Source organism: Streptococcus sp. XMC (assembly GCF_021341835.1).
In the GTDB taxonomy this organism is placed as follows: domain Bacteria; phylum Bacillota; class Bacilli; order Lactobacillales; family Streptococcaceae; genus Streptococcus.
In genome coordinates this window covers 63,412-81,391 of the sequence record NZ_JAJTNQ010000002.1, presented here as the reverse complement: position 1 = coordinate 81,391, position 17,980 = coordinate 63,412, and the positions used below count along the sequence as shown (strand labels likewise).

Genomic DNA, 17,980 nt, shown 5'->3' with positions numbered 1-17,980 from the left:
GGATTAGAACTCCGTAATTTCAAATGCGCCAGACTCTTTTTCATATTCTAGGTGTTGGTCTGACAAGAGAGTGATAAATTCGATGTTGTAAGATGTATTTTCTTCAACAAGGCGACGAGCTTCAATGCGTCCTTCTAACTCATTCTTCGCATCAATATCGAGATAGAGGGCATGAGTCGTTTCACGACGAGGGTTGCGTTCTTTTGTTTCTTGGTAGAAAACTTTGTAAATCATTTCGTTTCGGTTCCTTTCACTTGTTCGGACTGTAGCAGAAAAGAAACAGCTAGTAGCTAGCTGAGACACCTATTCTTGCTTTCTTTTGTCCTGATTCGATACAATTATTATCCATTATACCATAAATAGGCTCTAAGGAAAAGATGCAAGCGGGTTCTGAGAGCAGAAGGAAGCGCTTTTTTAGAAGGGATAGAGAGCTGGTGATTTCACAGTCTGGGGGTGCTTCCTCTACCGTTTGGCGTCTATTTGTAGTATAATATGAAGCAGACAACGAGGAGAAAACATGAAAGTATTAGCATTTGACACCTCCAGTAAGGCCCTATCCGTTGCCCTTTTGGAGGAAGAAAACCGATTAGCAGAGTTGACACTGACGATCAAGAAAAACCACAGCATTACCTTGATGCCTACCATTGAATTTTTGATGGCCAGCATTGATTGGAAACCGACGGATTTGGACCGTATCGTAGTAGCAGAAGGGCCTGGATCTTATACTGGCTTACGGATCGCGGTAGCAACGGCTAAAACCCTAGCTCAAACGCTAAAAATTGACTTAGTAGGGGTGTCGAGCTTACTAGCCTTGGTACCAGAAGAGATAGAAGGTCTGGCCATTCCAGTCATGGATGCGCGGCGCAACCATGTCTATGCGGGCTTTTACCAAGAGGATCAGCTGGTCTACCCGGAGGGGCATCTTTCTTTTGAAGCCGTATTAGAAAGAGCAAAGGGAGCTAAAAAGGTGACCTTCCTTGGGGAAGTGGAAGCCTTTCGTGAGCAGATACAAGAAGCCTTGCCAAGTGCTCAGCTGGTAGAAACCCTACCGGATGCGGTACGGATCGGTCGACTAGGACTTACAAAAGAAGCTGTCTCCGTTCATGGTTTTGTGCCCAACTACCTCAAGCGGGTAGAAGCTGAGGAAAACTGGCTCAAGGACCATCAAGAGTCCGGTCAGTCCTACATCAAACGCCTATGATTCGTATCGAGAAGGATGCGGGGCGATTAGACCTAGCCCCTCAGTTGGTAGAAATCTTAGACGATGTCTATGGACAAAGTCCTTGGACCTTGGAGCAAGTCCTTGCGGATCTCGGTCAAGCTCAAAATTGGTATGCCTTGGCCTATAGTGGGGAAGCATTGGTCGGCTTCTTGGCCATGCAAGAAACTCTCTATGAGTTAGAGGTCGTCCAAATTGCTGTTCGAAAAGAATGGCAAGGGCGCGGGATTGCTGGTCAGCTACTAGAAACGGTTCCTCAGGAGAAAGAGGTCTTTTTAGAGGTGAGAGAAGGAAACACTCCGGCTCGGACTCTCTATCAGAAACAAGGATTTAAAGAAATTGGTTGCCGGAAAGGGTATTATCATGCACCTACCGAAGACGCCATTATGATGAAAAGGGAAGCAAATGAAGGATAGATATATTTTGGCATTTGAAACATCTTGTGATGAGACCAGTGTCGCCGTCTTAAAGAACGATACAGAGCTCTTGTCCAATGTCATTGCCAGCCAAATTGAAAGCCATAAACGCTTCGGGGGAGTGGTTCCAGAAGTTGCCAGTCGGCACCATGTCGAAGTTATTACGGCCTGTATTGAGGAAGCGCTAGAAGAAGCAGGAATTACAGAAGAAGAAGTCACAGCAGTTGCGGTAACTTACGGACCAGGTCTGGTTGGAGCTCTTTTGGTCGGTCTTGCTGCAGCCAAGGCCTTTGCCTGGGCCCATGGGATTCCTTTGATTCCTGTCAATCATATGGCAGGGCACTTGATGGCCGCTCAAAGCGTTGAGCCTTTAGAATTTCCACTCTTGGCCTTGCTGGTCAGCGGAGGACACACTGAGTTGGTCTATGTCTCGGAGGCGGGTGATTATAAGATCGTTGGGGAAACACGTGATGATGCAGTGGGTGAGGCCTATGATAAGGTCGGCCGTGTCATGGGCTTGACCTATCCAGCCGGTCGTGAGATTGACGAGTTGGCACATAAGGGTCAGGATATCTACGATTTCCCACGCGCCATGATCAAGGAAGACAACCTGGAGTTCTCATTTTCAGGGCTCAAATCAGCCTTTATCAATCTCCACCACAATGCCGAGCAAAAAGGTGAGAGCCTGTCCAAGGAAGACCTATCGGCTTCCTTCCAAGCAGCGGTGATGGATATCTTGATGGCCAAGACCAAAAAAGCCCTAGAAAGATACCCTGTTAAGACCCTGGTGGTGGCGGGAGGAGTCGCGGCCAATCAAGGTCTTCGTGAACGCCTGGCTTCTGAGATCACAGATGTTAAGGTCATCATTCCTCCTCTGCGCCTCTGCGGGGACAATGCGGGGATGATTGCCTATGCCAGTGTCAGCGAATGGAATAAGGGAAATTTTGCTAGCTTAGACTTAAATGCTAAGCCTAGCCTTGCTTTTGAAGGAATTGAATAAGGATTGAAGAACCATCTGGGTACCGCTATCCAGATGGCTTTTTGACAAAAATTCACCAACTAGTAGCGAATTTGCGACCCTAAGAAAAATTCGTTATGATAGAGGGAATGAAAGATCTAGGAGGAAGAGAATAGATATGAAGAAAGAGAAGAGCTCTAAATATAGAATTGGTACGATTCTTGTCTTTGCTGTCTGTTTGCTACTAGTTGCAGGATGCGAATCGAAAAAGAAAATTGAAAAAAGTGATAAGAATAAAGAGTCCTACGAATTTTCGGTCTATAATGCGAAATCCGACATTAAAGACTTTCAATTTATCCATAATAAAAATGGGCTTGTGGTCGAATGGAAGTTTGATGAAAAAGAACGGAAGAAATCTTTGAAGTCTCCCGATTCATCAGATTGGGTTGAGGTGAACTCTAATTATTTGGTTAGACAAAGAAACAGAGTAAGAGGTATTATTCCATCGAAAAAAATGAAGTCGGATGAATATGCCCATTTAGAGATTTATGATTTGACAGGGAGTAAGGCGAAACGAAAGGAAGTCGATCTTTGGAAGATGATGGTGGAGTATGTGAAAAATGATGATTTCGAACTCTATGGATCTTTTCCAACTCTTCGAAAAATGAATGGGAATGACTACGCTATCATTAAAATTATGAATCAAACTCAGCCACGTTATTTTTTACTTAATCTTAAAACCCTTAAAATTGATAAAGAAATAACGGAAGAAGAAGTAAATGAGAAAAATAGAGTGTATCTCTTTATTTCTATACTTAAAGATTACACCGCTGGAGTCCATCACTTTTATAATAGTTTTTGGAAAGATAAATCTTTCAAAGGGGATATCAATTTAAAAGCGTCTTATCCGACAGCATTTAACCTCTTTTCAAAACCAGAAGGTTTTGCATATAAAGTGATCAATTCTGAGAATGGTGCCATTACGAATGGGAAAGAACTGATAGATCTAGAATCAGAATTTCTTAAATTGGGTTCCTCTGTGTACGATCATGCTTATCTGTCTAAGGAACTGAGTATTGAAAATAAAGATACGAAAATCTCTCAGTTTGATGAGATTCAAAAGTATTATAACGGAAAACCTATTTCAAATTGGTAATAAGAGGATTTATAGAAAACATACAAGGAGAGTGAAAAAGAGGTTGTTATGCAAACAATGATTAATTTAGGGATATGGGAGAACAAGAATTACCATTTTGATTGGGAGGAAAAAATCTTACTAGAAGAGACATATTCTCCTAACTACTGGTCTTATGTACTGCTCCCTATTACATTATTTATTATCAACAAAATTTCGGATGGGTTAGCGGAGGCTGGAATATTTGACAATTAGTTGGTCCGACTTGGAACGATTCCGATTTTAGGTGTTATCTCCTACTTCTTAGCTGCGTGGATTATTCGATATTACCATGCAAGCCTGAAATTACAGCCATCCAAGTTGGATGAGGATCAGTGCAAGAAGTTAATCAAGTCATTAAAGAGACGGAAGGTGTACTTTACATTTCTGATCAATCTTTTTAGGTTCCTAACTGTAGCCGCTATTCTTTTGTTTGTCATCGGAAATGAAACCATTGTAGCACTCTTTTTGATGATTAGTTTTATAGTGATATTTATGTTCAAATTTGATTACCAATTATCTAAATGGCTCGATATGATAGAGATCATATCTCAAGAAGTGGAAAACGGTAATTAAGGAAATCTCTGATGGGCATGAGGCCTTTGAAAAAGTAGGTGGACGTATTGAAAAAATTTTTAAGTTTAAAACTGGTTTGTCTAGCAATTATTGCAGTCGGTTTGGTATTCTATTTTAAACCTTCAGAGACTAAGAAAAATTCTGTCGAAGAGAGACCTAGCTCAACAAAAGTCATTCATGAAGGGAATCTCAAGGATGTTCAGCTATTTGGTGAGAAAAATCAATTTGTTTTGAGTAAGGATCTGACCTTGGTTGATGGAAAGTATCTGGTTGGGTTTGACTATGTAAATGGAGATGAAGATGTAAAAAAGGAGTATATTGGATTCCGATATTACGAGATTGACAATCAATTTAAAGAAACAACCGTAAATGTTTTAGATGAGATTCGAAAGACAGAACCAAAAGCTTTTATTAATGATTATCAAATAAACGTTAATAGCGGAGTGAGTGTTGTGGATATGGGATATTATGTGTCTCGTAGAGCTATGGAACGTAATATCGGTGATGAGAAAAGTATTTATTACAAGTTGGATGAACAGAAATACTACAGCAAGTATGCCATTCCAGAGGGCAGTACAGTTAAGCAAAATATTATATACTGTACAAATTTAAAAGAGTTGATTAATAAGAATACCGGTTTTGAACTTCAAGCAGGATTTAAATTTCAGAAACAGGCCAAGAATGTAAAGACAGATATCAATTTATTTGTACATTATCCGGAGTTCAAAGAGAAAATGTTGAGTGGTAAGTACTGGATTGAACCTAGATTACAGTTGTTAAGTAGTAAGGAATGGTTTGATACTCTTCTTCACTGGTTTGCACCTAGAGGACAGGACACCTTACCTGGTGTAAAAATTGAAGCTCGGTATTCAATAGATGGTCAAGAACATGAGATTCGTTCTTATGATGAGTTTAAACAATACTACAATGGAAAAGGTGGGGAACTAGTCGATTAGAGAGAGCAGTTGACTCCCTTAACTTCCCTGTCAGAACCCTTTTTTTACTCATCTTCTTTTGTTATAATAGAGAGCATCAAAAAAGGAAAGGAAGAAGGAGTGGAAAAGAATTTTCACCAGGGGGTCAGGGATGCCCTTCCGACGGCCTTGGGTTATATCAGTATTGGCTTAGCCTGTGGTGTGGTGGCGTCGCCCTATCTCTCCCCTTTAGAAATGGGCTTGATGAGTCTCTTGGTTTACGCAGGGGCTTCTCAGTTTGCGATGATCTCTTTGATTGCGGTTCATTCGTCCCTCATGAATATTGCCTTAACCGTCTTTTTCATCAATTTGCGCAATATGCTTATGAGTCTGCATACCTCCCCTGATTTTAAGGAGGCTAGCCTGGTCCATAATATTGGAATTGGTAGTTTGTTGACAGATGAAAGTTACGGGGTTTATTTGAGTGAAAAATTGAAAAGTGACCGGATCACTGTTCCCTGGATGCATGGCAATAATGTGGTCGGTTATCTGGCCTGGGGCTCATCAACCATTTTGGGGACAGCCCTGGGGTCTCTCTTGCCCAATCCTAGTGCCTTCGGCCTGGACTTCGCCTTAGTTGCTATGTTTATTGGGATTTTTGCAGGTCAGTTTCAAGGCATGCGTTTGACGGAGAAGATGGCTACCTTGCTCCTTGTTTTAGGTGCTGTGGCCTTTAGCTTTTTCCTCTTGACCTTCTTTTTGACCCAATCCTTGGCCGTTTTAGTGGCTACTTTAACAGGCTGTTTCGTGGGGGTGATGTGCGATGCGCGTGAATAGTTGGATTTTCTTGGTTATTTTGACGTCCGCAGTGGTCACCTGGATTCCACGCATTCTGCCCTTCGTTCTGGTCAAATACCGGGGGTTACCAGATCCAGTTCTTCGTTTTCTAAAGTACCTCCCCATTGCTATTATTTTTGCCTTGATCCTTTCCAGTCTGGTTGAGGGGAAAGTAGGCCAGCTTCCTCAAGTTCGGTGGGTCGACCTGGTCGCAACCATTCCGACCATGATAGTAGCCTTTCGCTACAAAAACCTAATGGGTACAGTTCTATTTGGGATTGTCTTGGTTGCCCTCTTACGATTGCTTGTCGCCTGAATCTCCTGAATTTTTAGATAGATTACTTTCTATTACGAATGTTACAAAAATATTTCAAAAATACTTGACATTGAGTAATATTGTAATATAATAGTTTTTATCAAATGAAGTGAGGGATCATCATGATGAAAAAATGGACAAGTTTAGCACTTTTAGGATTAACTTCTGCAAGCCTACTCGTAGCCTGTGGTTCAAAAAAAGAAGAGAACAAATCTTCTGCTAAAGAAGCACAAACGACGGTGAAGTCTAGCCAGAAAAAAACAAAGGCAGCTTCTGGTAAGAAAGAGACAAAAGCTACTGAAACGGATGCGCAAGAAGGGGCACAAGCTGCTTCTCAAGATGCAGGAAACTCAGGTCAAACCGATGCAGGATCTGCTGCAACAAGCACTGACAAGGCCACAGATTCGTCTCAAATGGTGCCAGAAGAGCTGGTAGGGACTTGGACAGGAACAACTGAAATTGCCAAAGATGTTCAAATGACCGTGGCTGCGGACGGTACGGTCACTACAACAGCGAACTTTTATCAAGCTGATTTGAATCCTGTTCGTACTGCAACAACAAAGGCCAAGGCAGTTCAAGCATCTGGTAATGTATATTACTGGGAAACAGACGAACCTGGCGCTTTTGATGCCCTTCTTCCAGGGATTGCTGGACTTGGGGGAGCCAATATGAAGGTAAAACCCGGCTTCATCTTAGAAGAGGGCCATTATACACCGATTGTATTTGTAACAGGGCTTAATGAAGACTTTGATTATAGCAAATACAATGATTTCCGTGTTTCCCTTACAAAATAAAGAAAAATCCACGAATCCCTAAGGAGTCGTGGATTTTGTTTTAGATAAATTGTGTAATAAAGACAATGAGGATGACGATTGGAATCACAAAGCGAAGCAAGAAAATCCAGAGCTTGAAGAAGAAGCGCTTGGCTTTCTCTTCTCCCACCTTGAGTTCTTCTTGGGCTAGGACTTGATCAAAGATATAGCCTGTAAATAGGGAGAGGCAGAGAGCTCCAAAAGGCATGAGGAGATTGGAAACCAAAAAGTCCATGCAATCAAAGAAGGATTTTCCAAAGAGGGTCCACTTGGAGAGCACCCCATAGGAAAGGGCAGATGGAATCCCAAAGACAAAGGTCAGAAGGCCGATGATTTGGCTCCATTTAGCCCGCTGTTTATTGTTTTGGTTGGTGACATTTCCGACATTAATCTCTAACATAACGACGGATGAGGTAATGGTCGCAAAGAGGAAGAGAAGAAGGAAAAGCAGGTAGAAGAGGGTACCAAAAGGCATCTTGTCAAAGACTTGTGGAAGGACTACAAAGAGGAGGCCTGGTCCACTAGTAGAAGGGATTTGAAAGGCTGACATGGCTGGGAAGATCGCCAAGCCCGCCATGATGGAAACGGCTATATTCATGAAGACGACGGAAATCCCGGATTGGACCAGGTCAGTGTCCTTGTCCAAATAAGAAGCATAGGTCAACATGGCTGTCACCCCTAGCGAGAGGGCGAAGAAGGATTGGCCCAAAGCATAGAGCAGACCTTGGCTAGTCATCTTGGAGAAGTCTGGCTTGAGGAAATAGCTAACTCCCTCCCAAGCGCCAGGTAAGGTCAAGGAACGACCAATCATGACTAAGAAGATAATGAAGAGAAGTGGCATCATGAATTTTGAGGCCTTTTCAATCCCTTGTTCCACCCCCTTGGAAACAATCAAGACATTGAGGAGGATGAAGATGGCCTGGGCCCCAAGAGCCAACCAGGGATTTGAAATAATCTCTCCAAAGAGCTGGGTATAGTCACTAACTGAGAGAAGCTGGAATAACTCTCCCAAGGCGACTCCTAGATAAATCAGGATCCAGCCACCGATGACACTGTAGAAGGAGAGGAGGATAAACAGGGCAAAGGCACCGATCCAACCGATCCCATCATAGAGGCGACGGCCACCGAGTTTTCCAAAGGTTTTAATGGCAGAGACACCAGCTGCACGTCCTAGAGTGAATTCAGCCAGTAAAAGGGGGAAACCGATAAGTAGAGTTGCTATCAAAAAAATAAGAAGGAAACTTCCGCCCCCGTTAGCAGCGGTCATATAGGGGAACTTCCAAACAGCCCCAAGCCCAATTGCAGAACCTGCAGAGGCTAGGATAAAGCCAATTTTGGAACCCCATTGAGATTTTTCCATATGGATTCTCCATTTCTAATTCAAATATAGGAAGAAAGCAAAGGCCAGCAAAGGCTCTTTCATAGACAAAAGAAAAAGGCTATTTAGTACGAACTAAATAGCCATAAAAACGCAAAGTGACATCTCTAAGAAGACGACTCTTATGTTTGTTGCTGGATTTGTTCTAAAAATAATCCTAACATCTTTTGAAAAAGCTGTCAATAGTGGAGACTTCCGGCCACCCAACCGGTACAGAGGGCAGAAGTAATGTTAAAGCCTCCTGTATGGGCATTGATATCCAGGACCTCTCCAGCAAAATGAAGACCGGGGACCAACTTACTTTCTAAGGTCTTGGGATTGATTTCCTTGAGGCTGACGCCACCTTTGGTTACAAAAGATTTGGCCAAGGACATCTTCCCTGTTACAGGGATTGGGAGTTCCTTTACTTTCGCTAGTACGGAATTGATTTCTTTAGGAGAGAGTTGTTTCACCTTTTCCGGAAGATCCTGGGCAAAGAATTCCGCCAGGCGTTCTGGCAGATAGGCCTTCAGAACATTCTTTAAGGACTTCTCACGATTTTCCTCTAGGATTGCAGTGAGTTCTTCCTTAGAATAGTGAGGGAGACTGTCCAGTGTCAGGACCTCTCCTCCCTTGACAAAGCTTGACATGCGAAGGGCAGCTGGGCCAGACAGTCCAAAGTGGGTAAAGAGGAGGTCATGGGTAATGTGGTGTTTGCCATAGTGGAGGGTCACATCATCTAAGGAAATCCCTTGAAGGGCCTTGTGGGGGAAATCTGTCAGGAGCGGGCTTTCAGCAGCTTCTAGTTCCGTGATAGTGTGCTTAAAGTGACGGGCGATATCGTGGCCAAAGCCGGTGGAACCCGTCGAAGGGTAGGACTTTCCACCAGTTGTCACAATCAAGCGGTCTGCCGTCCAGGTTTCATCTTTGGATTTGATGACGAATTGTCCATCGATTTTCTTCACAGAGGTTACCTCTACTTGGCAGCGAACTTGACCGCCGAGTTCGGCAATCTTATCTGTCAGAGCTTGAATAATCGTTTGGGAACGATCTGAAGCTGGAAAGACACGACCATGGTCTTCGACCTTGAGCTTGACCCCGTTTTCTGTGAAGAAGCGGATGATATCATGGTTGTCAAATTGAGAAAAGACACTGTAGAGGAAACGTCCATTTCCTGGAATGCCTGCTAGGAGATCGTCCAGGCTTCCATTGTTGGTCACATTGCACCGACCTCCACCAGTCCCAGCTAGTTTTTTCCCTAGTTTGCGGTTTTTTTCCAAGAGGAGGGTTGCTTGCCCGTAGAAGGAACTGGAGATGGTGGCCATCATGCCAGCAGGCCCTCCTCCGATGACAATGGTATCGTAGTGGTTCATAAGGTCTCCTTTTTCTCGTCTCGTTTTATTTCCAGTTCATTGTAACATAAAAAATGGACCCTGTCCCCAGGCTCCACTTTTTATGAGTTAATTGTCTTCGTCTGGATTTTGACGGAGGTGGATGGAATAACGCTTAGGTGGGTAAATGCCGATTTCAGGACCCCAGCGTGGGAAGAGCTGATTGGTTTTCTTCCCAGCAGCGTACTTGGCTTCTGCTGCCATTTCCCAGAGCTCTTCGTAGAGATCACCGAGCAAGAAGTCGAGCTCTTGATAATAAAGGTCTGGCTTTCCGTAGTCACTAAGGCTTAGTTCCATCAAACCATAGACTTGAAGCTTGTGGTCCATGAGTCTACGTCCGTCCACCTTGTTAGAGTGAACGATAATGCGTCCGAAGGGATCATTTCTTCGGATGCGTTCGAGCTCTTTGTAGGCGTTGATTCCAGAATTTCCTTGACAGGAGAAGAAGTAAATGTTTTTCAAGTCATAGTCGATATAGGATATATTTCCATTATAGACCAGCTTGACTGGTAGATTACGAACCCGTTTTTTCTCTAGATAGTTGTTAATATGTTCGACCAACATCTTAGAGGGATAATTGTATTCAATGACATAGATCATAGTTTTTTTCCTTTGCTATTGAGTAAATAACTGAGCTATCTTTCAGTTACGAATAGTATACAAGCTTTTGGAGTCAGATAGGGGGAAAAATCTATTTGGTTCATTTTTGAAGCTATTCGGTTCATTTTAGAGGAGCAAAGGAGAAAAAATCGCTAAAGGAATACGAAGAAAATGAGGAAGTGGGGGCGAAGAAGGGCATCTTCTTTTGAAAATGCAAAGAAAATTTACCGAAGTCTTTCATTTGTGCTATAATCAAGGGGAAGTGACGTCATGGAAAGAAGGGTATCATGAGTTTAGAACAGTTAGAGCGGAAATCGCTCCAAGAAATCAATCAATCCGTCAAGGTTCCCAAGGGAACTTCTTTTTGGAAGACCTTGTTATTGTTTTCAGGTCCGGGGAGCCTAGTAGCAGTGGGCTACATGGATCCTGGGAACTGGATCACCAGCGTTGTTGGAGGGGCTCACTATCGTTACTTGCTCTTGTCGGTGGTTCTCTTGTCTTCCTTGATTGCCATGCAATTGCAACAGATGGCTGGGAAACTAGGGATTGTCCATCGGAAAGATTTGGCCCAAACAACAGCGACGCATTTGCCCAAGTGGCTCCGCTATATTCTCTGGATAGTGATTGAATTAGCCTTGATAGCGACAGATTTAGCAGAAGTCATTGGTTCGGGGATTGCACTCCATTTGCTGTTCGGATGGCCCTTGCTCTTTTCTATTTTGGTCACCATCCTGGATGTCTTCCTCCTCCTTGGACTTATGCACTTAGGTTTTCGAAAGATTGAGGCTATTGTCTCCGCCTTGATTTTGACCATTTTGGGGATTTTTATCTATCTTGTGGTCCTATCAAAACCAGATATAGGTGGCATTTTTGCTGGCTTTCTACCTCAGAAGGAAATAGTAGGTATCGGTCTTCCTAAGGGATCACAAGCCTTGACACTGGCCTTGGGGATTATTGGTGCAACCGTCATGCCCCATAATCTCTATTTGCATTCCTCCATTTCACAGACACGCAAGGTTGATTATGAGGATCCTGCAGATGTTCGTCGGGCTGTGCGTTTCATGACCTGGGACTCTAATATTGAATTGACCCTGGCTTTTGTTGTCAACTCACTCTTGCTGATTCTCGGAGCGGCCCTCTTTTTTGGACACGCAGAAGAAATTGGAGCCTTCTCTAGTATGTATGATGCCTTGCAAAACAATGCCATTGCAGGAGCTATTGCAAGTCCTTTTTTGTCCACCTTGTTTGCTGTTGCTTTGTTAGCAAGTGGTCAGAATTCAACAATTACAGGTACTTTGACAGGTCAAATTGTCATGGAAGGTTTCCTTAGATTCCGTCTTCCTCAATGGCTTGTCCGCCTCTTTACACGGATGTTGGCCCTCACTCCTGTCCTGATTGTCGCCTTTCTCTTTGGAGACCAGGAAAGTGTTCTAGATGATTTGCTGGTCTATTCTCAAGTCTTCTTGTCTCTGGCTCTACCATTTTCAATTTTTCCCTTGGTTTACTTTACCTCTAATAAAAAAATCATGGGAGAATTTGTCAATGCAAAATGGAATACCTACTTAGCTTACGGAGTAGCTACTCTTCTGACTCTTTTAAACGTCCAACTCATTGTGACGACGCTCTTTAAATAAAAAATCAGCTTTGTTGGATGGGGAAAACATGCTATAATAGAAGGGAAGTTCCCATCTAGCTAGAAAATGGGCAGAAGTGGGTAGTAAAAATTAAGAAACAGGGCCTAAACCCTTGATACGAAAGGAATCTAGAAAATCTTATGATGAATATGCAAAATATGATGAAGCAAGCACAAAAGCTTCAGAAACAAATGGAACAAAGTCAGGCAGAATTGGTGGCTTCTCAATTTGTTGGCAAGTCTGCTCAGGACTTGGTTGTCGCTACCTTGACAGGTGATAAAAAGGTGGTATCCATCGAATTTAACCCGGCAGTCGTGGACCCAGAAGATACAGAAACTCTTTCTGATATGACTGTTCAAGCTATCAATGTAGCCATCGAAGAAATTGATGCAGCAACCAAGAAAAAATTGGGAGCTTTTGCTGGTAAATTACCATTCTAAGCATACAGAGAAAACCTCTATCGATGATAGAGGTTTTAGATTGAAAATAAAGTCTTATGAAAAACTTTCCTTAGGTGAGTACGGACGTCAGCGAACTTCGAAGAAGTTCCATGACTTAGTTTTGAGTCTAAGGTCTCAAAACTCCCGAGTGCTAGAAACAATAGTGTTTCTAGCACTTTTCTCACAGCGGAAAGTTTTGCATCTTCTTAAATGACTAAAAAATATAAGTCATTTTTTGAAAGTCATCTAGCTGTTTTATGTAAAACACTAGTTTATCTATATTCAAAAACCTCTATCAGATGATAGAGGTTTTTTAGTCGTTAAAAAAATTGGAGAGGTCCAATCCACCAAAAGGAGAGGTAGAAAAGGATTCTTGTTCGGTTAGGAGTTGTCGGGCCCGGTCTGATTCGAGAAAGGCTTCATAAACAAGTGCAGTCATCCGGGCATCTTCTAGACTATTATGCGATTTTCCTGCTACTCCTAAAAACTGAGCAACTGTATGGAGCTGCAAGTTTTTAATCCCATGGAGGTCAGAAGGCCGGCGTTTAGAAGCTTCCTCAAAGACATCAACAGCATATTGGTCTGTGAACTCTAGCCCGTTTTCCGCTAGGATAGGGAGGTCACTCTTGATGGCATTGTATCCAATGAGGGGACTATCTGCAACAAAATCTCGGAACTCCGCTAGGACTTGCTCTAGTGGGGGAGCTTGGAGGATTTTATCAGATGTAATCCCGGTGAGGCCATTGATAAAGCTCTTCAGTGGTTTATCCGTATAGGCATAGGAATCATAGTGGGCAACTTCTTGGCCATCTGCAAAGCGGACAGCAGAAACTTGGATAATGTGGTACTTTCCTTCAAATTGATTAAATTCTAAATCAAAGGAGACATAGTGGCTTAATTCTTTCAAGGGAACTCCTTCATCTAATGGGTGTTTTTGGATTTTCTAATTATTGAGGGGAGGCAAAGGCATAGAAAAAACTGACCGAAGTCAGTTTTTAGCGACCAAAGACGCGTCTCCAGAAGCCTTTACTCTCTTGTTCTTGAACCTTTTCATTGGCTTGATCTAATTCCAATTTCAATGTTTCGCGGTCATTCATAGCCTGAAGGGTTAGCTGTTGTTGTTGGTCGAGCTGTTTATCTTTTTCAGCGATCTGAACATCTTTGACACGCAACTGCTCATCCTTTTTAGCTAATTGCTCATCTTTGGATTTTAGCTGGTCGTCTTTTGCTTTTAGTTGTTCGTAGAGACGGACGATTTCGGCATTTTTTTCATCTACCAAAATTTCCATCAATTCACGCTGTTTCACATCATCGCTGACGGGCTCGTCTTCAAAGATGGTCTTTTTGTAGATTTCTTCTAGCTTAATCAAGCCACTACGGGTTACGACGGTAACTCCCTTATCATTTTTTTCTGTATCTTCAGGATCTAGGGCCTTGACACGGTTATTGACCGCTTGGCGACTAACTCCTAGAATTTCAGCAATTTCGCTGACTGTTTTTTCGATAGCCATAATATCCTCTAAACTCTTTTTCTATGAAATACTCTCTTAGATATTATCATAAGTAGGCAAGGCTGTCAAATCAAGCAAGGGAAGGGACGACAAGGAAAAAGCATGAAATTCCTTAATCCATCTCAGGAAGGGTTAAGCTGGAGTTGGCCAGATCAATGGTGAGTTGGTAGTCTGTTTGGTCGCGGACAGTGATCTCGAAGTCGGTTGTATAAAGGACGAGACGAAGAGTGGTCCCTTTCTCCAGTTTGTAGATGGTTGGTTGGAGTTCAAAGTCGAATTCCATCCATTCTCCAGGGGTCACAGGTTCGACTTGTAAGAGATCATGACGGTTTTGGAGGTTAAGATACCCCTTTGTAATCACTCGTTGGCCGGCTTCCTTGAAGGGCAACTCGGTCAAGTTGTCTAGCATATGGTAACGACCGTTATCAAGGGTACGGACGGATAGGACGGCTGGATAAGGCTGGAGGTACTTCTTGCTTCCTAGCTCCATCAGTTGGGCTGAGAGCAAGCCCTTGTCAGTGCTAGATTGGAGCCGTAGGTGAAGGCGAGCTTTTCCGTTGAGGTGCAGGTCTTCTTCGATCGGAAGGTCGATGGTCACTTGTTGGGCCTTATCTTGGTAGAGGTCGGTTAAGAAGGTCGGATAGGCCTTGCCATAGCGCTCATAGTCTTCTGTCGCATAGCGGTTTTGGATGACTTTCTCACCATCTCCGAGTGGGAAGGCCCGTTGGGCTGTTTGATTGCCAAAGTCTTCCAAGGAGGTCCAACTTTGTTCTCCTGTATTGTCCTGCCAGATGACGGTTGGCAATTCATAACTTGAATCATAGCCCAGTAATTTTTTAGAAAGGAGGGCGTTCATGCTCTCACGGAAGTCAATGGACTGCCAGTTGTTGAGATAGACATGGGCCCCATTGTGATAGAAGAGGTGTTTCTTGATGTTGGCTGGAAGGGCTTGGAACATTTGGTATACATGGAGGGGCTTCACGTTCCAGTCTTGGGAACCATGGGTGAAGACGACCTCTGCCTTGACTTTGTCTGCCTGAAGGAGATAGTTGCGGTCATGCCAGAATTGGTTGTAGTCCCCTGTTTTGCGATCTATTTGCTCTTTAAGCCGTTCCAAATCCGCTAGATGGGCTGCATGGTGGCGGAGATAGTCTCCAGCCCGAAGGGCGCGTGAATAGGTCAACTCAGCGAGCGAATCAAAATCCTCTCCAGGATAGCCACCAGGACTTGTGACAAGGCCATTTTCGCGGTAGTAGTTGTACCAAGAGGAAATACCAGCTTCTGCGATGATCACTTCTAGGCCATCAACCCCTGTGGTAGCCAGTCCATTGGACATGGTTCCTAGGTAGGATAAGCCCGTCGTAGCAACCTTGCCGTTAGACCAATCAGCCTTGATTTGGCGTTGGCGACTATGGTCTGTGAAGGCACGACAGCGTCCGTTGAGCCAGTCGATGACATTTTTATAGGCCTCGATTTGACGGTAATCTCCATTAGTCATCAAACCTTGGGAGTCCTTGGTCCCTAGACCGGAGACGTAGAGATTGGCGAAGCCACGGGCGAGAAGGTAGTCATTGAGAGTATAACTGCTGTTGATATGAGTGAGGGTTTCTTCAGCCTCAGAGACCAGTCGGGCTTCTCCAACTGGGTCAACGGTTTCGAGCGTGGGTTGACTGACTTGGATGCTTCTTGCTTCTTTTTTCTCCAGGTCCACATTCATATTATAGAGAGCCTTGTCACTGGCCTTGTCATTGGTTCCTTGGTGATAAGGGCTGGCAGTCATGACGGCTGGAATTTTTCCTTCATAGCGAGGGCGAATAATATTGACCTTGACCAAATCTGGAAGGCCATCTTGGTCGCTATCAATCCGACTTTCCACATAGACCACCTCACGAATCACATCATGGCAGTTAAAGGTAGCTAGACTTTTTCCGTTGAAAAAGTGGTAGCGATTGTCTTCAGGGATCAAGCCATCACTGACCAACTGTTCAATGAGTAAATTCCCTTTGACTGTTCGAGTATTGAGGAGGTGATAGAGGTTCTCAACCAAGTTTCCATACTCAATCGGAATTTGGACTTCTTTTAAGAAGCTGTCCGTATTTTCAAAGTCAATAAAATAGCGGAAACCGAGCAATTGGAGGGCCACTGTGTAGAAAATATTTGGAGACCATTCGCGGTCAGATTGGAAATAGCTCAGGAGATCTGTTTCAGCATCCGCCACTAGGTTAGAGAGAGGATAATCTGTATTTTTGTAGGTGAAATAAACCTTGCGAACAAACCATTCAAACAGTTCTTTCTCTGTAAGATGAAGGGGAAGGTCAAACCCGATTTCTTTCAGTTCCTTTAGAATGTCTGCTTGGTCGACTGGTAGATAGCTATATTGATTGAATTTCATAGGATGCTCCTTTTATCAGCTTCACTGTTTCTTTACTTCTTATATTATACGTGATAAAATAGTATTTGTCTAAAGACCTTTGATCTCTGAAGGAGGGTGTCATGGTGAGAAAATTATCTGTTGAAGAAGTTGCAAGAAGACGGACTTTATTGTTTGGGGTTCTTGCCGTCATTTTTGGGATCCTCATTTTTCGAAACGGTGTTGGTTTCACAAAATTTTCCTTGGATCTATTAGCCATTTACTTTTTAGTTGATGGACTAGGAAGCTTTCTTCTTCGCTTTTTGTTACGTAGCAAGTCTATTTCCTATAGCCACTCTATTTGGTTTATTTTTCTTTCACTTGCGTTGATCTGGTTGAATCGACTGAGTAGTCTGCCCGTAAACTTAGTTGTGATTTGTTTAGGGGCATATCAGTTGGGGAGTGCCATTGTCTATGGGATCACATTTTGGCTTTATAAGGCCAATCGGGTAAAAGGAGGCTGGCTCTATTTATGGGATGCGCTTTTAAACGGTGGGATTGGTCTAGCAACTGTCTTGGAACCTGGTTCAGATGGGCACTTCCAATTTATCCTCTTGGGGGCTTATCTGGTCTTGTTGGGGATTTCTAATATTCGAGATGGTATTTTATTTGACAAAGACCAACAAGGCCAAGAGTTAAAACGTCGCTTTCGTATTAGCCTACCGGTTATCTTTGCAGCCTTTATCCCTGCTAAGGAGTTAAAACGGTTTAACCAGTTTCTTCAAAAAGGGAGCTCGGCGGGACACACAGGCCCTTATCGATTGGTGAAAAAAGAAGAAGAGGCAAGGGAATTAGAAATTTTGGTTCATACTTCTGACAGCAACTTATTTGGAGCGATTGGGCATGTAGATATTTGTTATCAGGGGAAGGTCATTTCTTACGGAAGTTACGATCCCTTTTCAGAGCGTCTATTTGGGACGATTGGGGATGGCGTACTGTTTAAAGTGGATAAGGAACCATACATCGAACTATGTAAAAAAGAGAGTCAAAAGACGCTGTTTGGCTACAGCCTATCCCTTACCGAAGAAGAGAATCAGGCAGTAGAGAAGCGTCTAGCTGAAATTGATCAGTTGTTAGAACCTTGGGATCCACCTAGTAGGTTACTGGAAGACGGTCAGCCGACCTACGCTTACAAATTGAAATATGATTTAGGGGCTGAGCTATATAAATTTACTTCTTCGCGTTTTAAATCTTACTTTGTTCTGTCTACGAATTGCTGCCTGTTAGCAGATTCCATTGTGGGACAGGCGGGAACGGCTGTATTAGATGTGCGTGGAGTGATTGCACCAGGGACCTATCAGGATTACTTAGAATACGAATTTGAAGCTCCAAACGGGCGGGTCCATACACGAACAGTATATTAAGTAAAGAAAGACAGATTCAAAATTTTGAGAAATCTGTCTTTTTTGCACAAG

General features: G+C 43.3%; 19 protein-coding genes. 12 read left to right on the top strand and 7 right to left on the bottom strand.

Annotation, left to right across the window (positions count from 1 at the left end):
• Positions 1-3: 3 nt before the first annotated feature.
• Positions 4-234 carry a DNA-dependent RNA polymerase subunit epsilon gene (locus LXO72_RS05340; protein WP_006595537.1) on the bottom strand — a complete coding sequence of 77 codons (231 nt, stop codon included), beginning with the start codon at positions 232-234 and terminating at the stop codon, positions 4-6.
• 283 nt (positions 235-517) lie between these two features.
• Between LXO72_RS05340 and tsaB the strand changes: the two genes are divergently transcribed.
• The 9 genes from tsaB (at position 518) to LXO72_RS05295 (ending at position 7,204) form a co-directional block, all read left to right on the top strand.
• Positions 518-1,201 (top strand): tRNA (adenosine(37)-N6)-threonylcarbamoyltransferase complex dimerization subunit type 1 TsaB, encoded by a 684-nt coding sequence (gene tsaB / locus LXO72_RS05335; protein WP_233331747.1) that lies wholly within the window; start codon positions 518-520, stop codon positions 1,199-1,201.
• Complete coding sequence (gene rimI / locus LXO72_RS05330) at positions 1,198-1,635, top strand: ribosomal protein S18-alanine N-acetyltransferase (protein ID WP_006595539.1); 438 nt, start codon at positions 1,198-1,200, stop codon at positions 1,633-1,635. Before tsaB ends, rimI begins: the two co-directional genes overlap by 4 nt.
• Entirely contained in the window at positions 1,625-2,635 is a 1,011-nt protein-coding gene (gene tsaD / locus LXO72_RS05325; RefSeq protein ID WP_233331746.1) for a tRNA (adenosine(37)-N6)-threonylcarbamoyltransferase complex transferase subunit TsaD, read from the top strand. Before rimI ends, tsaD begins: the two co-directional genes overlap by 11 nt.
• A 136-nt stretch (positions 2,636-2,771) precedes the next feature.
• A complete protein-coding gene (locus tag LXO72_RS05320; protein ID WP_233331745.1) occupies positions 2,772-3,749 on the top strand; it encodes a hypothetical protein in 978 nt (325 codons plus the stop codon).
• Positions 3,750-3,797: 48 nt separating this feature from the next.
• Entirely contained in the window at positions 3,798-3,983 is a 186-nt protein-coding gene (locus tag LXO72_RS05315; RefSeq protein WP_233331744.1) for a hypothetical protein, read from the top strand.
• Positions 3,984-4,381: 398 nt separating this feature from the next.
• Positions 4,382-5,299: a hypothetical protein gene (locus LXO72_RS05310; protein ID WP_233331743.1), complete on the top strand. Its 918-nt coding sequence runs from the start codon at positions 4,382-4,384 to the stop codon at positions 5,297-5,299.
• 99 nt (positions 5,300-5,398) lie between these two features.
• Positions 5,399-6,094 (top strand): AzlC family ABC transporter permease, encoded by a 696-nt coding sequence (locus LXO72_RS05305; protein ID WP_233331742.1) that lies wholly within the window; start codon positions 5,399-5,401, stop codon positions 6,092-6,094.
• Entirely contained in the window at positions 6,081-6,410 is a 330-nt protein-coding gene (locus LXO72_RS05300) for an AzlD domain-containing protein (RefSeq protein ID WP_006595542.1), read from the top strand. Before LXO72_RS05305 ends, LXO72_RS05300 begins: the two co-directional genes overlap by 14 nt.
• A gap of 122 nt (positions 6,411-6,532) precedes the next feature.
• Positions 6,533-7,204: a hypothetical protein gene (locus tag LXO72_RS05295; protein WP_442805156.1), complete on the top strand. Its 672-nt coding sequence runs from the start codon at positions 6,533-6,535 to the stop codon at positions 7,202-7,204.
• 40 nt (positions 7,205-7,244) lie between these two features.
• On the opposite strand, the gene LXO72_RS05290 is transcribed toward LXO72_RS05295, so the two are convergent.
• The 3 genes from LXO72_RS05290 to LXO72_RS05280 all read right to left on the bottom strand — a co-directional run bounded on the left by LXO72_RS05290 (position 7,245) and on the right by LXO72_RS05280 (position 10,570).
• Complete coding sequence (locus tag LXO72_RS05290) at positions 7,245-8,582, bottom strand: sodium-dependent transporter (protein WP_233331741.1); 1,338 nt, start codon at positions 8,580-8,582, stop codon at positions 7,245-7,247.
• 197 nt (positions 8,583-8,779) lie between these two features.
• The gene (locus tag LXO72_RS05285) at positions 8,780-9,952 is read right to left on the bottom strand and encodes an NAD(P)/FAD-dependent oxidoreductase (protein WP_233331740.1); all 1,173 of its coding nucleotides are present in this window, start codon (positions 9,950-9,952) and stop codon (positions 8,780-8,782) included.
• Positions 9,953-10,039: 87 nt separating this feature from the next.
• Entirely contained in the window at positions 10,040-10,570 is a 531-nt protein-coding gene (locus LXO72_RS05280) for a hypothetical protein (RefSeq protein WP_006595548.1), read from the bottom strand.
• A gap of 287 nt (positions 10,571-10,857) precedes the next feature.
• On the opposite strand from LXO72_RS05280, the gene LXO72_RS05275 reads away from it, so the two are divergent.
• Entirely contained in the window at positions 10,858-12,204 is a 1,347-nt protein-coding gene (locus LXO72_RS05275) for an Nramp family divalent metal transporter (RefSeq protein ID WP_233331739.1), read from the top strand.
• A 140-nt stretch (positions 12,205-12,344) separates the two neighbouring features.
• The gene (locus tag LXO72_RS05270) at positions 12,345-12,644 is read left to right on the top strand and encodes a YbaB/EbfC family nucleoid-associated protein (RefSeq protein ID WP_233331738.1); all 300 of its coding nucleotides are present in this window, start codon (positions 12,345-12,347) and stop codon (positions 12,642-12,644) included.
• A gap of 313 nt (positions 12,645-12,957) precedes the next feature.
• Here the strand turns inward: LXO72_RS05270 and LXO72_RS05265 are convergent, their stop codons facing one another.
• The 3 genes from LXO72_RS05265 to LXO72_RS05255 all read right to left on the bottom strand — a co-directional run bounded on the left by LXO72_RS05265 (position 12,958) and on the right by LXO72_RS05255 (position 16,547).
• On the bottom strand, positions 12,958-13,551 hold the full coding sequence (locus LXO72_RS05265; protein WP_156676977.1) for a 3'-5' exonuclease: 594 nt from the start codon (positions 13,549-13,551) through the stop codon (positions 12,958-12,960).
• Between the two features lie 88 nt (positions 13,552-13,639).
• A complete protein-coding gene (locus LXO72_RS05260) occupies positions 13,640-14,155 on the bottom strand; it encodes a DUF536 domain-containing protein (RefSeq protein ID WP_048690819.1) in 516 nt (171 codons plus the stop codon).
• A gap of 112 nt (positions 14,156-14,267) precedes the next feature.
• A complete protein-coding gene (locus LXO72_RS05255) occupies positions 14,268-16,547 on the bottom strand; it encodes a Xaa-Pro dipeptidyl-peptidase (protein WP_233331737.1) in 2,280 nt (759 codons plus the stop codon).
• A gap of 101 nt (positions 16,548-16,648) precedes the next feature.
• On the opposite strand from LXO72_RS05255, the gene LXO72_RS05250 reads away from it, so the two are divergent.
• On the top strand, positions 16,649-17,929 hold the full coding sequence (locus tag LXO72_RS05250; RefSeq protein ID WP_023024458.1) for a DUF308 domain-containing protein: 1,281 nt from the start codon (positions 16,649-16,651) through the stop codon (positions 17,927-17,929).
• The last annotated feature ends 51 nt before the right edge of the window (positions 17,930-17,980 follow it).

What these genes read in the sequence shown, in the direction of transcription:
- tsaD (WP_233331746.1), top strand. Translation starts at nt 1,625, where the DNA reads ATGAAGGATAGATATATTTTGGCATTTGAAACATCTTGTGATGAGACC.
- LXO72_RS05295 (WP_442805156.1), top strand. Translation starts at nt 6,533, where the DNA reads ATGATGAAAAAATGGACAAGTTTAGCACTTTTAGGATTAACTTCTGCA.
- LXO72_RS05290 (WP_233331741.1), bottom strand. Translation starts at nt 8,582, where the DNA reads ATGGAAAAATCTCAATGGGGTTCCAAAATTGGCTTTATCCTAGCCTCT.
- LXO72_RS05315 (WP_233331744.1), top strand. Translation starts at nt 3,798, where the DNA reads ATGCAAACAATGATTAATTTAGGGATATGGGAGAACAAGAATTACCAT.
- LXO72_RS05280 (WP_006595548.1), bottom strand. Translation starts at nt 10,570, where the DNA reads ATGATCTATGTCATTGAATACAATTATCCCTCTAAGATGTTGGTCGAA.
- LXO72_RS05260 (WP_048690819.1), bottom strand. Translation starts at nt 14,155, where the DNA reads ATGGCTATCGAAAAAACAGTCAGCGAAATTGCTGAAATTCTAGGAGTT.
- LXO72_RS05270 (WP_233331738.1), top strand. Translation starts at nt 12,345, where the DNA reads ATGATGAATATGCAAAATATGATGAAGCAAGCACAAAAGCTTCAGAAA.
- LXO72_RS05340 (WP_006595537.1), bottom strand. Translation starts at nt 234, where the DNA reads ATGATTTACAAAGTTTTCTACCAAGAAACAAAAGAACGCAACCCTCGT.
- tsaB (WP_233331747.1), top strand. Translation starts at nt 518, where the DNA reads ATGAAAGTATTAGCATTTGACACCTCCAGTAAGGCCCTATCCGTTGCC.
- rimI (WP_006595539.1), top strand. Translation starts at nt 1,198, where the DNA reads ATGATTCGTATCGAGAAGGATGCGGGGCGATTAGACCTAGCCCCTCAG.
- LXO72_RS05320 (WP_233331745.1), top strand. Translation starts at nt 2,772, where the DNA reads ATGAAGAAAGAGAAGAGCTCTAAATATAGAATTGGTACGATTCTTGTC.
- LXO72_RS05250 (WP_023024458.1), top strand. Translation starts at nt 16,649, where the DNA reads ATGGTGAGAAAATTATCTGTTGAAGAAGTTGCAAGAAGACGGACTTTA.
- LXO72_RS05285 (WP_233331740.1), bottom strand. Translation starts at nt 9,952, where the DNA reads ATGAACCACTACGATACCATTGTCATCGGAGGAGGGCCTGCTGGCATG.
- LXO72_RS05255 (WP_233331737.1), bottom strand. Translation starts at nt 16,547, where the DNA reads ATGAAATTCAATCAATATAGCTATCTACCAGTCGACCAAGCAGACATT.
- LXO72_RS05300 (WP_006595542.1), top strand. Translation starts at nt 6,081, where the DNA reads ATGCGCGTGAATAGTTGGATTTTCTTGGTTATTTTGACGTCCGCAGTG.
- LXO72_RS05275 (WP_233331739.1), top strand. Translation starts at nt 10,858, where the DNA reads ATGAGTTTAGAACAGTTAGAGCGGAAATCGCTCCAAGAAATCAATCAA.